Source organism: Mesorhizobium sp. M0626, assembly GCF_040320665.1.
Taxonomy (GTDB): Bacteria; Pseudomonadota; Alphaproteobacteria; order Rhizobiales; family Rhizobiaceae; genus Mesorhizobium.
Map to the genome: position 1 here is coordinate 158,445 of NZ_JAMYQD010000002.1, position 12,631 is coordinate 171,075.

14 protein-coding genes and 1 pseudogene are annotated in these 12,631 nt (G+C 63.1%); 6 read left to right on the plus strand and 9 right to left on the minus strand.

The window, feature by feature from the left end; all coding sequences use genetic code 11:
• Positions 1 to 47 precede the first annotated feature (47 nt).
• Positions 48 to 290, plus strand: coding sequence for a hypothetical protein (locus NKI37_RS02820; protein ID WP_023690325.1), 243 nt, complete (start codon positions 48 to 50; stop codon positions 288 to 290).
• Here the strand turns inward: NKI37_RS02820 and NKI37_RS02825 are convergent.
• Together NKI37_RS02825 and NKI37_RS02830 are read right to left on the minus strand one after the other, a co-directional pair.
• The gene (locus NKI37_RS02825; RefSeq protein ID WP_352543145.1) at positions 287 to 1,006 is read right to left on the minus strand and encodes an NUDIX hydrolase; all 720 of its coding nucleotides are present in this window, start codon (positions 1,004 to 1,006) and stop codon (positions 287 to 289) included. The genes NKI37_RS02820 and NKI37_RS02825 overlap by 4 nt on opposite strands.
• A gap of 5 nt (positions 1,007 to 1,011) precedes the next feature.
• Positions 1,012 to 2,124 carry an endonuclease/exonuclease/phosphatase family protein gene (locus NKI37_RS02830; protein WP_023744652.1) on the minus strand — a complete coding sequence of 371 codons (1,113 nt, stop codon included), beginning with the start codon at positions 2,122 to 2,124 and terminating at the stop codon, positions 1,012 to 1,014.
• Between the two features lie 157 nt (positions 2,125 to 2,281).
• Here NKI37_RS02830 and NKI37_RS02835 point away from each other — a divergent pair, with 157 nt between their 5' ends.
• Both NKI37_RS02835 and NKI37_RS02840 read left to right on the plus strand, forming a co-directional pair.
• On the plus strand, positions 2,282 to 2,860 hold the full coding sequence (locus NKI37_RS02835) for a BA14K family protein (RefSeq protein ID WP_023805505.1): 579 nt from the start codon (positions 2,282 to 2,284) through the stop codon (positions 2,858 to 2,860).
• A 169-nt stretch (positions 2,861 to 3,029) separates the two neighbouring features.
• Positions 3,030 to 3,314, plus strand: a complete 285-nt coding sequence (locus NKI37_RS02840; protein WP_023685169.1) for a PilZ domain-containing protein — start codon at positions 3,030 to 3,032, stop codon at positions 3,312 to 3,314.
• Positions 3,315 to 3,395: 81 nt separating this feature from the next.
• On the opposite strand, the gene ilvC is transcribed toward NKI37_RS02840, so the two are convergent.
• From ilvC to NKI37_RS02855, 3 genes are all read right to left on the minus strand, one after another.
• A complete protein-coding gene (gene ilvC, locus NKI37_RS02845; protein ID WP_013531065.1) occupies positions 3,396 to 4,415 on the minus strand; it encodes a ketol-acid reductoisomerase in 1,020 nt (339 codons plus the stop codon).
• A 23-nt stretch (positions 4,416 to 4,438) separates the two neighbouring features.
• On the minus strand, positions 4,439 to 5,104 hold the full coding sequence (locus NKI37_RS02850; RefSeq protein WP_031201867.1) for a TetR/AcrR family transcriptional regulator: 666 nt from the start codon (positions 5,102 to 5,104) through the stop codon (positions 4,439 to 4,441).
• A 143-nt stretch (positions 5,105 to 5,247) separates the two neighbouring features.
• The gene (locus NKI37_RS02855; protein WP_023805507.1) at positions 5,248 to 5,706 is read right to left on the minus strand and encodes a MarR family winged helix-turn-helix transcriptional regulator; all 459 of its coding nucleotides are present in this window, start codon (positions 5,704 to 5,706) and stop codon (positions 5,248 to 5,250) included.
• 122 nt (positions 5,707 to 5,828) lie between these two features.
• Here NKI37_RS02855 and NKI37_RS02860 point away from each other — a divergent pair, with 122 nt between their 5' ends.
• Together NKI37_RS02860 and NKI37_RS02865 are read left to right on the plus strand one after the other, a co-directional pair.
• On the plus strand, positions 5,829 to 6,134 hold the full coding sequence (locus tag NKI37_RS02860) for a Rieske (2Fe-2S) protein (RefSeq protein WP_023668375.1): 306 nt from the start codon (positions 5,829 to 5,831) through the stop codon (positions 6,132 to 6,134).
• 1 nt (position 6,135) lies between these two features.
• The gene (locus NKI37_RS02865) at positions 6,136 to 6,876 is read left to right on the plus strand and encodes a glutathione S-transferase family protein (protein WP_031201872.1); all 741 of its coding nucleotides are present in this window, start codon (positions 6,136 to 6,138) and stop codon (positions 6,874 to 6,876) included.
• On the opposite strand, the pseudogene NKI37_RS02870 reads toward NKI37_RS02865, so the two are convergent.
• A pseudogene (locus tag NKI37_RS02870) lies at positions 6,839 to 8,074 on the minus strand (FAD-dependent oxidoreductase); the annotation flags it as partial. The gene NKI37_RS02865 and the pseudogene NKI37_RS02870 sit on opposite strands and share 38 nt — an antisense overlap.
• Positions 8,075 to 8,149: 75 nt before the next feature.
• The gene (locus NKI37_RS02875) at positions 8,150 to 8,557 is read right to left on the minus strand and encodes a winged helix-turn-helix transcriptional regulator (RefSeq protein WP_023690335.1); all 408 of its coding nucleotides are present in this window, start codon (positions 8,555 to 8,557) and stop codon (positions 8,150 to 8,152) included.
• A 138-nt stretch (positions 8,558 to 8,695) separates the two neighbouring features.
• Here NKI37_RS02875 and NKI37_RS02880 point away from each other — a divergent pair, with 138 nt between their 5' ends.
• Positions 8,696 to 9,586, plus strand: a complete 891-nt coding sequence (locus NKI37_RS02880; protein WP_023706160.1) for an SDR family oxidoreductase — start codon at positions 8,696 to 8,698, stop codon at positions 9,584 to 9,586.
• Positions 9,587 to 9,636: 50 nt separating this feature from the next.
• Here NKI37_RS02880 and NKI37_RS02885 read toward each other — a convergent pair whose 3' ends face one another.
• Entirely contained in the window at positions 9,637 to 10,677 is a 1,041-nt protein-coding gene (locus NKI37_RS02885; RefSeq protein WP_352668956.1) for an SDR family oxidoreductase, read from the minus strand.
• Positions 10,678 to 10,712: 35 nt separating this feature from the next.
• Complete coding sequence (locus tag NKI37_RS02890; protein WP_023823130.1) at positions 10,713 to 12,626, minus strand: potassium transporter Kup; 1,914 nt, start codon at positions 12,624 to 12,626, stop codon at positions 10,713 to 10,715.
• Positions 12,627 to 12,631: the final 5 nt, after the last annotated feature.

Below are 12,631 nucleotides of genomic sequence, written 5' to 3' on the forward strand. Positions count from 1 at the left end.
GTCTGCGATGCTAATTTTAGAGCAAAGCATCTAGTCAAGGAGTTGCAATGAGCAAGAAGGCGCGGCTGATTCTGACGATGGTGATCATCGAAGGCGCCCTTGCGGGACTTTGGTGGTATCTCGCCCGCTACGGCATGGCCAATCCCGATCGTGTCACCGCCGATTTTCAGGCAGTCGTCGGCCAGACGATGGGCATGGTCATGGGTGGATTGCTGGGCATCGGCGTTATCCTGTTCCTCGTCGCCGCCCGCAACGACCGCAAGGCGGCGCAGAACAATCCGCGCCGTTAGCCCCCGCCACCGCCAAAATGCCACTCGACCAGCGGCTTCATATGCGGTGCCAGCCCTTCCGGCAGGTCGGCGGCGTGGCGGATGATCACCGGCCCCTCGATCTCCGGCTCGGTCTCGGTCGCGACGAAGGCGCCGATGCGCCGCGCAATCTCGTCGGCCGGCGCATCGACGTGGTAGCGGCGGAAGAGGACCGTGCCGGTCGAAGTCGACAGCGCATGGTAGCGCCTGCCGCGCGCAGCGCCTGTCAGGTCAAGCCCGGTCTCCTCGCGCACTTCGCGGATCATGTTGAAATCGACATCGACGCGGCCATCGCGAAAATCGATCGGCTCGAAAGAGCCGGCAGCGAAGTAGACACTGCCGGCCGGGACCGTGTGCGCGCCCATGCGGATCGCCACCAGGGCGTTGTCGCCGGCGACCAGCATGGCGTGGCCATAGGCATGCTCGGCGCCCGTCCCCTGCCGGTTCTTTCGCCACAGCAGGAAGGTCGAGTACTTCACCGCGTGACAACGCCCGACGATCCGGTTGTCGCGCCAGGCGAGCGCCGAGAGCAGCACCACCGTGCCGTCGAACAACGCCGGATTGGCCGTGACCTCGCGCCGCCAGTTGTCAGTGATCGCCTGCGCGTTGTCGCGCTCGAACGGATGCGGGCCGGGGTCGAGCCGGACGTCGATTTCGTCAACGGGCAGGATGACGTTGCGCGGCAGGTCGAAGCTCACCGTGCTCAAGCCATGTCCAGGGTAATTGCGACGGGACAATGATCCGACGCCTTCGGCCGGTCCCAGCCGGCGCGCGGAAAGCGCTCCACCGCCTGTCCCGCCGGAAAGATGGTGCGCCAGGGCTGGCCGTTGCGGATGATGTCGGGAACCGCCGTCGCATTCTTCGCCGCCAGCCCTTTCGACAGCAGGATGTAGTCGAGCTGGCACAGATGCCGCTCCTTCGGCCCGCGCGTGTGGTAGAAACTCCAGCGGTCCATCTCCGGCCGGCGTTCGACGACATTTTCGCAAAAGCCGCCGGCGGTGAGCACATCGATACAGGACTGGCTCTCGTCGATCACCTGGAAGCGGTAGCCGTCGATAGCGTCGCCCTCGATCTTCACCCGCTGGCGGTAGTCGTTCATGTCGCCGCAGATCGCCCAGTTTTTGTCGGCTGCGTGCTCTTTGCCGAAGCGCTCCTCGATAATGCGGCGCACGGCTTGCGCCTCGGCGATGCGCACCGGCATCGTCGCCTCGCGTCCGTCGAGCCCGTTGCGCGGCGAGCCCATCGATTTGAAATGGACGAGATAAAGCGTCAGCGGCACGCCGCCGACCTTGATGTCGACCTCCAGGCAATCGCGCCGGAAGATGCGTTCATTGGCCAGGTTGCCGAGCGCCTCGAGTTCGGGCGTGTGCAGCCCGAACTGCTCGAACGTGACATAGGCATGGCTGGTCATGCGCACGAATTCGATCGGCTGACCTTGCGCTGTCTCGTTGCGCATCATCACGGCAACGTCGATGCCGCGCGAATCATTGCCGGCGGTGGTGTATTTCTGCCGGTAACCCTCGCCCACCATCTTGAAGAGATAGCCGTACTCGAAGGCCTTCAGCGCCTCGATGTTGTCGACCTCCTGCATGCAGATGATGTCCGCACGGGTGGCGGCAATGGCGAGCGCGGTCAACTGGCGCGTATCGTCGGATTGCGCGATGGCGCGCGCCTGCTCCAGCATCCGGTATTCGGCTTCGCTCTGGATGTCGAAAAGCGCCAGCGTGCGGTCTTCGTTGAGCTGGTTGCGGAAGCCCGAGTAATCGAACCTGTTCATCAGGTTTTCGACATTGAAAGTGGCGAGGCGCAGCGACATGGACTGACCTTTGCCTGCAAGCGCCAATGAAAACAAGGGCTGCTCGTCATGGCTGATGGAACCTTTCTGTTCATCCTCCGTTCAGACGCCAAGGTCCATCAATAGGCCACTTCCCTGGGGTATCCGGGCGTGGGGCCTGTATCACTTGGAGAGTGCAATGAGCTCGCTCTTTTCGTCCACAGTCAAATCCGGGCTGTTAGCGCTCGGTCTTTTCTCGGGTCTCACGGCGCCATCCGCCGCGGGCCCGATCCTGCAGCCGGACTTGTCGGTGCCGGCAAGCACCGCATTGTCTGACATCACACCGGTTCGCGACAGCTGGGCGGGCGGCAATGACCGCCGCTCCTTCAACGATTGGCAGTGGCGCCGCCACGACGGCCGTCGCTTTGCCCGGTCAGGCAACTGGAACAACGGCAACTGGAACGGCGGCGACAACTGGCGCTGGCGCCATCACCGCCACCATCGCGGCCGTGATTTTGACACCGGCGCCGCAGCAGTTCTCGGCCTCGGCCTGGGTCTGGGCCTCGGCAGTATCTACAACAACGGCTACTACAACAACGGCTATTACAATGACGGCTACTACGTGCAGCCGGCGCCCCGCCGCTATTACCGCACGCAGCGTCTGTCCAGCGCCCATGTACAGTGGTGCTACGACCGCTATCGGTCCTACCGGGCCTGGGACAACACGTTCCAGCCCTATGGTGGCCCGCGCCAGCAATGCTGGTCGCCCTACAGCTGAACTATAAACGACAATACACGACGGCGCCGCCCCATCGCGGCGCCGTTTTCATTTGGGAAAGACGGCTGGTCTCGGTCACCGCTAACCATATGTTTATCGGCTCAGCCTATCCGTGATATCGTGCCCCATCTGACGATCGCGCCGATCCGGTCGCGAAGGACGTGCCGTCATGGCCGACAACGAGTTGCGAAACAAACACCGGCAGCGCGTGCTGAAAGGCGCGACGATTCTGACCGGCCTCACCAATTCCGAGGTCAAGTGCACGGTCCGCAACATGCATGCCGGCGGCGCCGAACTGAAAGTGTCGATAGACGCGCGCGTGCCGGACGAGTTCCTGCTCTATGTGCCGGTCGACGGCATCGGCTACAAGGCCATCGTGCGCTGGCGCCGCGACGACCGCATCGGCGTCGAGTTCACCGGCACCGAGCCGAAGCCGCATTGGCACTATGGCTGAGCGTCCTGATCGATAAACCGGCATGAAAGAGCCGGCGGATCGCTCCGCCGGCTCCTTGCTCCCAATCCTGAAGATTGCGGGTTAGTTCTTGGCCTTGTCGACCAGTTTGTTCTTGGAAATCCAGGGCATCATGGCGCGCAGCTTGGCGCCGACTTCCTCGATCTGGTGGCTGTCATTGTTGCGGCGGATGCCCTTGAAGCGCGACATGCCGGCGCGGTATTCCTGCATCCACTCCGAGGTGAACTTGCCGGTCTGGATATCCTTCAGCACGCGCTTCATCTCGGCCTTGGTCTCGGCGGTGATGATGCGCGGGCCAGAGACATATTCGCCCCATTCGGCTGTGTTCGAGATCGAGTAGTTCATGTTGGCGATGCCGCCTTCATAGATCAGGTCGACGATCAGCTTGACCTCGTGCAGGCACTCGAAATAGGCCATTTCGGGCGCATAGCCGGCTTCCACCAGCGTCTCGAAACCGGCGCGGATCAGTTCGACCAGGCCGCCGCAGAGCACGACCTGCTCGCCGAACAGATCGGTCTCGCATTCCTCGCGGAAATTGGTCTCGATGATGCCCGAACGGCCGCCCCCGACGCCGCAGGCGTAGGACAGAGCGAGATCGAGCGCATTGCCGGAAGCATCCTGGTTGACGGCGACCAGGCACGGCACGCCGCCGCCCTTCTGGTATTCGCCGCGCACCGTGTGGCCGGGGCCTTTCGGCGCGATCATGACGACATCGACGGTCGACTTCGGCTCGATGAGGCCGAAATGCACGTTGAGGCCGTGCGCGAAGGCAATCGCGGCGCCGTCACGAATGTTTGGCGCGATTTCGTTTTTGTAGATGTCGGCCTGCAGCTCGTCAGGCGTCGCCATCATCATCAAATCGGCCCATTTGGCAGCGTCGGCCACGCTCATCACCTTGAGCCCGTCAGCCTCGACCTTCTTGGCGGTCGCCGATCCCGCCTTGAGGCCGATGGCGATTTCCTTGGCGCCGGAATCCTTGAGGTTGAGCGCGTGCGCCCGGCCCTGGCTGCCATAGCCGATAATGGCGACCTTCTTGCCCTTGATCAGATTGAGATCGGCGTCGCGATCGTAATAGACACGCATCTTTTGCTTCCTTCCCGTAGAGATTAGAGGCCTTGCGGCCCGGTTTTTGCTCCGTAAAGAGCGAGAAACTGCTGCGTTGCCCGGACGGCATCGCCGCCGATCGCCGCTTCAGTCAATTCCAGCCTGTCGCCGAGCAGGAGACGGATCTGCACGTCGCGGGCGACCAGCCCGAAAAAGGTCCGGAACGCCATTTCGGCGTCCGTAAAGTCGAGCAGCCCGGCCTGCTTGCCGGCAAGCAGCACCGGCTTCAGCCGTCTGGCCAGCGCGAAACGGCCATTCTCCAGCACGATGGCGCCGAGATCGTCCTTTCCGGATCCGGCATGGCCGACCGCGACGCGGTTCAGGGCGATCGAGGTATCGCTCGAAATCACCTTTAGCCAGTCCGAGGCGAAGCCTTCCAGGCTTGCCGTCATCGAGGCAAGATCGAGCCGCTCACCGTCGACCGGCACCACGCGCACTTTCGATGCCTGCCACTGCACGGTCGCCGTCAGCAGTCCGTCGCGGTCGCCGAACCATTTGTAGAGCGTTTCCTTCGAGCAGCTGGCGCGGCGCGCCACCGCGGTCATAGTCAGGCTGTCGCCCTCCTCGACCAGCAGGCGCAAGGCAGCGTCCAGAACAGCCTTCTGCCGCTCCGTCAGCGTCGCGCTGGTGTCGATGTCGGCGTTCGCCTGCAACAATTTCCTGCCCATCCGATGAGGTAGCCGAACCGCCGAAAAATGCGTACCGTACGTTACGGTTCGGCATATTGCGCAATCCTGTGCTCGACGCAAGGGGCCAGGTAGAAAAATCGTTGACTTGAGAGCCGCCGAGCAAACGGCGAGGTTCTGACGGATCAATCATCGGCAGGCGGATGGCGCAACTCTCCAAGCAGGCTTGCCAGTATCTTCAGCTCCTCCGTCGAGAGTTTGTCACCGACCAATTCCGCAATCGAGCGTCCGTAGACCGCCCACATCCGCCGCCGCGTCTCACGGCCCTTGGCCGAGATGCGGATGGTCTGGCCGCGGCCGTCATCGGCAACCCTGAGCTTCTCGACCAGTCCGTCGGCCTCGAGCCGCGCCAGGAGCCGCGAGATGTTGTACTGCGCAAACAGTGTGCGCTCGGTCAGCTGGAACGGCCGCAGCCCGCCCTCGCCCGCCTCGGCTAGCTCGTGCAGCACGTCATACCAGTCGAGCGGCGGCAAGCCGCTGGTCTTCAAAGCCTCTTCCGCCTTTTCGATGAGCTGGCGCGAAACCCGCATCAGGCGGGCCCAGGCCTTGACGGCTTCGGGCGAAGGCGTGGTTGTTTTGGTCATGACCCATCCTAGGCAATAGATGCAGTTGCATCAAGCTTGACGATCGATGCACTAGCATCAAGCTTGACGATCGATGCACATGCATCTATATGCATGCAGCTGCATCAATCCGGGAAAAATCCATGAAACACGAAATCTGCAAAGTCGCCGACGTCCCGCAGACGGGCAGCTTGATTGCACCGTTCTTCGGCCGCGAGGTCCATGTCTGGCGCAGCGGCGAGCGTGTCCGTGCCGCCGCCAATGTCTGCCTGCATTTCGGCGGGCCGCTCGACTGCAAGGACGGCAAGCTGGTCTGCCAATGGCACGGTGCCGCCTTCGATATGGAAAGCGGCGATCGGCTTGAAGGTCCGGCGCCAAAAGCGTCGCGACTGATGTTCCTGTCGACGCGGGTCGAGGACGGCGCGTTGAACTATGTCTGGGGAGAGTGACATGCCTCAGAAGAATGAAATGCCTGGCAAGCTCATTCTCGTCAGCCATCATCTGTGCCCCTATGTCCAGCGCGCCGCGATCTCGCTGACTGAGAAGGGCGTGCCGTTCGAACGCGTCACCATCGACCTCGCCGACAAGCCGGACTGGTTCAAGCCGATTTCGCCGCTGGGCAAGGTGCCGCTGCTGATCGTCCACGCAAATGGCGAGGAGACGGTGATCTTCGAATCCGCCGTCATTCTCGAATTCCTCGAGGAGACGCAAGCCAATCCTCTGCATCCGGCCGACGCCTACGCCCGTGCCCGGCATCGCGCCTGGATCGAGTTCGGCTCGGCGACATTGAACACCATCGGCCGGTTCTACACGGCTTCGACGGAGGCCGCCTTCCTGGCAGAGTCCACGGCACTTTCGGCCATGTTCGATCGTCTGGAGGACGAACTGGCTGACCAGGCCGGACCGTGGTTCAATGGCGAGTGCTTTTGCCTCGTCGATGCCGTCTACGGCCCGGTCTTCCGCTATCTCGACGCCTTCGACCGGATCGGCAATTTCGGCATTCTGGACGGCAAGCCATTGGTCCAGGCCTGGCGCAAGGCGTTGAGCGAACGCGCCTCGATCAAGGGTGCCGTGGCGCCGGACTATCCGCAGCGGCTGCGTCTATTCCTGCGTGCGAGAAATTCGCTTCTCTCGAGCCTGATCCCGCCGGATGATCTGGCCAGTGCACCTCCTCTAGCCCGATCCGCCTGAACGGATCGATCAGCGTGCCGGCCACCATCGAGGCAAGCACGCTTGGCACTGGCGGGATTTTGGCGATGGTTGCCACCAGCCTGTCGCGGAAGAAGGGCAGCATCGTGCCGTCCGACTGGTAGAACGGCGTCAACGCCAGCGACAGCAGTTGGAAGATCCGGACGTGCCATCGCCGCGCCCGGGCGTAGCTTTCCAGCGCTGCCTCGACGTTGCCCGTCTGTGCCAAGGCATGGCTGAGCGCTGCCGCGTCGAGCAGCGCCATGTTGGCGCCTTGCCCGAGCTGCGGGCTGGTCGAATGCGCGGCGTCGCCGATCACCGCCAGCCGGCGGCCGGTCGGCAGCTTCATCGTGTGATGGCCGTAGCGCGCCAGCGACAGCTGGTCGAAGCTGTCGATCTGGCTGGTGAACGCCTCGCACTGTGGCCACAGCGAGACCAGTCTCGCCTTCCAGGCGTCGAGCCCTGCCGCGCGCACGTTTTCGGCATCCGCCGGCTTCAGGCTCCAGAAGAACGCCGCCATCTTTTCCCCGCCCGGTTCCGGTCGGCCGATCGGCAGGACGCCGATCATCACGCTGGCCTTGTCGTAGCGCTGCAGCAGCGCATTTTCGTCGAAGCCTTGGCGCCAGCCGAGCGAGGCCCAGAACGCGCCGTAAGTGAGCTGCCGCGGCTGGGCCGGATCGTTGAGGCACCGGCGCAGCTTCGAACGCGAGCCGCTGGCGTCGACCACGAGGTCGAACGGCCCTGCCCTGCGGCCCCCCACCGTTCGGCTCTTGTCGAAGATCAGGATCGCCCGCTCACCGACGTCCAGCGTCTCGATCTCGACACCGGTTTCGATGGCGATGCCTTGGCGCTGCGCGGCGCGAAACAACATGTTGAACAACGCCGCCCGGTGCACCGCCAGCCCGAAACGGCCGCCAGGCTGCGCATCGTAGCGCACGGCGAGCACGGTGCGGCCGCTCGAGGCATCGGCGCCATGCAGACGCTCGATGCGGCTCCCCAGCGCCAGAATGTCGTCGAGCAGGCCGAGATCGGCGAGCACGCTCAGCCCGGTCGGCTGCAGGATCAGTCCGGAACCGACGGGCTTGGGTTCCTCGAAACGTTCGAAGATGGTGACGTTGTGGCCCGCGCGCTTGAGATAGAGCGCGGTGGCGAGCCCCGCCGGGCCGGCGCCCGCAATCGCGATGTCGAGAGATTTTTCCATTGCCCGCCCAACTACTGGCCGGACAATCCTTCAGCGCCATTGTCAAATCAAGCCTTTGCTGCATGGACCAAAATATCAGCCACCGGCGTCGAAGGCAGCGCGCGCCTTGCGCACCGCACCATGGTTGAGTTCGGCCCACAGGATCAATTGATGCAAGGCGCCGAACATCGAACGGCCGAGATCGGTCAGGCTGTATTCGACGCTTGGCGGCTTGGTCGGGAACACTTCGCGATGAACAAAGCCGTCGCGCTGCAGATCGTGGAGCGTCTGGGTGAGCATGCGCTGCGAGATGTCGGGCACCAGGCGCCGCAACTCGCCGAAACGATAGGGCTGCTCTGCGAGCGCCGCCATCAGCAGCGAACTCCATTTGCCGTTCACGCCCTGCATCACGTCGCGAACTGGGCAATCGGCAATGTTTGCGCCATCGCTGGTGGCTTTGAATATATTGAGCTTGGTTCTCAGATTGACGACCTTGCCGTCCATGGCTGCTGGTTCCCTGGCGGTGCCTACCTCCCTAAAAACTGCCTTCTTTACGGTGGCCGGTCAATTCTTATTTTAGTGCTGGTCTCTTTTTGAGACTGTCAGAAGCACCCGCCACCCGGCGCAATTTCAGGATCCCCCATGACCGCAACCCTTCTCGTCACCGGCGCTTCCGGCCAGCTTGGCCGCGGCGTCATCAACCACCTGCTGGACACATTAAAGATCCCCGCAAACCGCATCATCGCCACCACCCGTACACCCGCCAACCTTGCCGATCTGGCGGCGCGCGGCGTCGTCGTCAGAGCCGCTGACTTCAACGACCCGCAATCGCTTGCCGAGGCCTTCGCGGGAGCCGACCGGGCACTCGTCATCTCGACCAACGAACTTGAGGTACAGGGGAAGCGGCGCGAGCAGCAGCTTGCGGCGGTGACGGCGGCCAAACAGGCTGGCGTCGGCCACCTGCTGTACACCTCGATGCCCAACCCCGAGCCTGGTTCGCCGGTTGTTTTCGCGCCCGACCACTACGACACCGAACAGGCGATCAAGGCGAGCGGGATCCCCTACACGATATTCCGCAATGGCTGGTATAACGAGAACCTGTTCATGGCGTTGCCGCAGGTTCTGGCGTCGGGTCAGTGGTACACCTCCGCCGGCGACGGCGCCATTTCCTACGGCACGCGTGACGATTTCGCGGCGGCGATCGCAGCGGGGCTCGCCTCGGACAGCAGCGAAAGCGCGACTTACACGCTCACCGGCCCCAGTGCGTATACGGCTGCCGAAGTGGCGGCGTTGGTCACCGAGGTCACCAGCAAGCCGATCAAGGTCATCCAGCTTTCCGACGAAGCCCTGACCGAGGGAATGAAGTCGGCCGGCCTGCCTGAACCCTTCGCCAAGGTGCTGGTGTCGTTCGACGCTGCCGCACGCGCAGGTGACCTCGGCATGGTGACAGACGCGGTCGAAAAACTCTCCGGCCGAAAGTCGGTGCCGCTGAAGCAGTTTCTGGAGACGAACAAGGCTGCACTGGCCGGCTGAAAGCTGCCGTTGCGGGACGCCGAGCCCTTAAGGTTCGGCCTCCCGCACAATTACTTACGTCGCTTGACCAGTCCCAGCCGGATCAGGCTTTCGCCCGTGGCAATCAAAGCATCTTCGCGCGAGCGTGGCGCCCAGCCGAGCACGCGCACCGCCTTGGCGTTGGTGGCGTTCTTGATCTTGCCCAGTTCCGTTGCGAGTTGGGCCGCTTCCGGATTGAACAGCCCGATGATGCGCACCAGCCAATCGGGAAACTCCCGCGTCGAGACGCGCGACGCCGCCGGCCCGAGCCGCGTCTTCAGGGTCTGCGCGATCTCGCGGACCGTCATGAAATCGCCGGCGACAGCGAGGAACCGTTCGCCCTTGGCGGCGGGGTGGGTCATGGCGCGAACATGCAGATCCGCCACGTCGCGCGCGTCGACGACGCCGAAGGACAGGCGCGGCAGCCCAGGCACGGCGCCGTTCAGCATGCGCTGGACAAATTCGGTCGAGGTCGAATGGTCCGCGCCGAGCACCGGTCCAAAGATGCCAACGGGATTGACGACCGCAAGCTCCAGCGCGCCGCCCTGCTCGGCGATGAAATCCCAGGCCGCGCGCTCGGCGAGCGTCTTGGACTTCACATAGGCGCTGACCTTGCCTGCCGGATCGGTCCAGTTTTCCTCGTTGAAAGGCTGCCCATCCGCGCGCATTTTGCCATAGCCGACGGCCGCGAAGGATGAGGTGAGCACGACGCGCCTGACCCCGGTATCCCGCGCCGCCCGCAGCACGCGCAACGCGCCCTCGCGCGCCGGAAGGATCAGGTCATCCTCATGCGTGGGCACGCCGGGCGGAAAAGGCGATGCGACATGCAGCACGTAATCGCAGCCGGCCACCGCCGCCGGCCAGCCTGCGTCGGCCATCAGATCGGCATGGGCGAATGAAAGGGCGTCACCGGGCTCCGTGCCACCTGCCTTGAGCATGGCGAGCACATCGGCTTCGCGCCTGGCCGATCGCACGGAGGTGCGGACGCGGTAGCCGGCCTTCAACAGTTCGAGGATGCAGTGAGCGCCGAGGAAGCCGGACCCGCCGGTGACCAGCACCAATTCGCCGCTCATATTAGCCTCCTCGACGATTTATCCGTTCGAGACCCTCAGATCGCCACCTGCGTGCCGATCTCGACCACACGTCCGGTCGGGATCTGGAAATACTCCGTCGCATCGGCCGCCGAGCGGGCGAGCCCGATGAACAGCTTGTCCTGCCACACCGGCATGCCGGAATTGGGCGATGCCTTGAGCGAGCGCCGCGACAGGAAGAACGAAGTCGTCATGATGTCGAACTTCCAGCCCTGCTTGCGGCAGATCGCCAGCGCGCGCGGAATGTTGGGCTGCTCCATATAGCCGAAGGTCAGCGTCACCCGCATGAACAACTCGTTGACTGTCTCCATCTTGACCCGCTCGCTGTCGGGCACCAGCGGCTGCGGTGCGGTGACCACCGACAGAATGACGTTCTGCTCGTGCAGCACCTTGTAGTGCTTCAGGCTGTGCATCAGCGCTGTCGGCGCGCTTTGCGGATCGCTGGTCAGGAACACGGCGGTGCCGGACACCAGCTGCGGCTTCTTCTTCAGCAGATTGCCGGCGAGGAAATCGAGCGGGATTTCGTTGCGCCGGGTCTTGTCGAACAGATAGCGGCTGCCGCGTATCCAGGTGGTCATGATCAGCCCCATGAGGCAGGCAACGGATATTGACACCCATCCGCCTTCCACGATCTTGACGACATTCGCCAGGAAGAAACCCATGTCGATGGTGCCGAACAGCAGCGCCAATGCCAGGGCGAGCCCAAGCTGCCATTTCCACAAATTGCGCATGACAACGAACAGCAGAATGGTTGTCATCAGCATCTCGCCGGTCACCGAAATTCCGTAAGCGGAAGCCAGCGAACTCGAGCTGCCGAAGCCGACAACCAGCAGCATCACTCCCAGGGCGATGAGCAGGTTGACGCGCGGCATATAAATCTGGCCGCTCTGCATTTCGGACGTGTGCTGCACCTCGATGCGGGGCAGCAGGTTGAGTTGCACTGCCTGACGTGCCAGCGAAAAAGCACCCGAGATCACCGCCTGACTGGCGATCACGGTGGCGGCCGTTGCCAAGCCGACCATTGGCATCAGCGCCCAATCCGGCAACATCTCGAAGAATGGATTGGTCGGCCTGCCGCCATTCGCCAATACAAAGGCGCCCTGGCCGAAGTAGTTGAGCAGCAGGCAAGGAAACACCACGGAAAACCACGCGAGCACGATCGGCTTGCGCCCGAAATGTCCAAGGTCGACATAAAGCGCCTCGGCCCCCGTTACCGCCAGGAACACTGCACCAACGGTCACGAAAGCGGCGGTCGGCGTGCCGGCTAAGTAGGCGATCGCATAATACGGGTTGATAGCCAACAGCACCGAAGGATCATCCATCAGGTGGTAGAGCCCGGAAACGCCGATGGCCAGGAACCATAGCGCCGTCACCGGCCCGAATACTGCCGCCACCTTCCCCGTGCCGAAGCGCTGCACGGAGAACAGAAATGCCAGGATGACCAAGGTGATCGGAACGACATAGGCCTCCAGCGTCGGTGTCACCACTTCCAGGCCCTCAACTGCCGACAGCACGGAAATGGCCGGAGTTATGATAGCGTCTCCGAAAAAAAGCGACGCCCCGCAAAGTCCGATGCCGAGGATAAGCTTGGCGCCTTTTGGATAGGCGCTGCGCGCCAGCGCCATCAGGGACAGCGTGCCGCCCTCGCCCTTGTTGTCGGCGCGAAGCACGAAAGCGACGTATTTTATGGTGACGATAATCGTCAGCGCCCAGACGATCAGCGACAGCACGCCCAGGACATCTATGCGCGTGTCGGTACCAGGCGAAGCGTGAAGCGCCTCGCGGAAGGCATAGATCGGGCTGGTGCCGATATCGCCATAGACGACGCCAAGCGCGCCCAGCATCAGAACTTTGGTGCTGTGCTGTTCAGTGTGGGAGTGGTTCGGTTGTTCGACGGGTTCAGCCTCGCTACCGATGCTGGAAAGAGCCATCGACT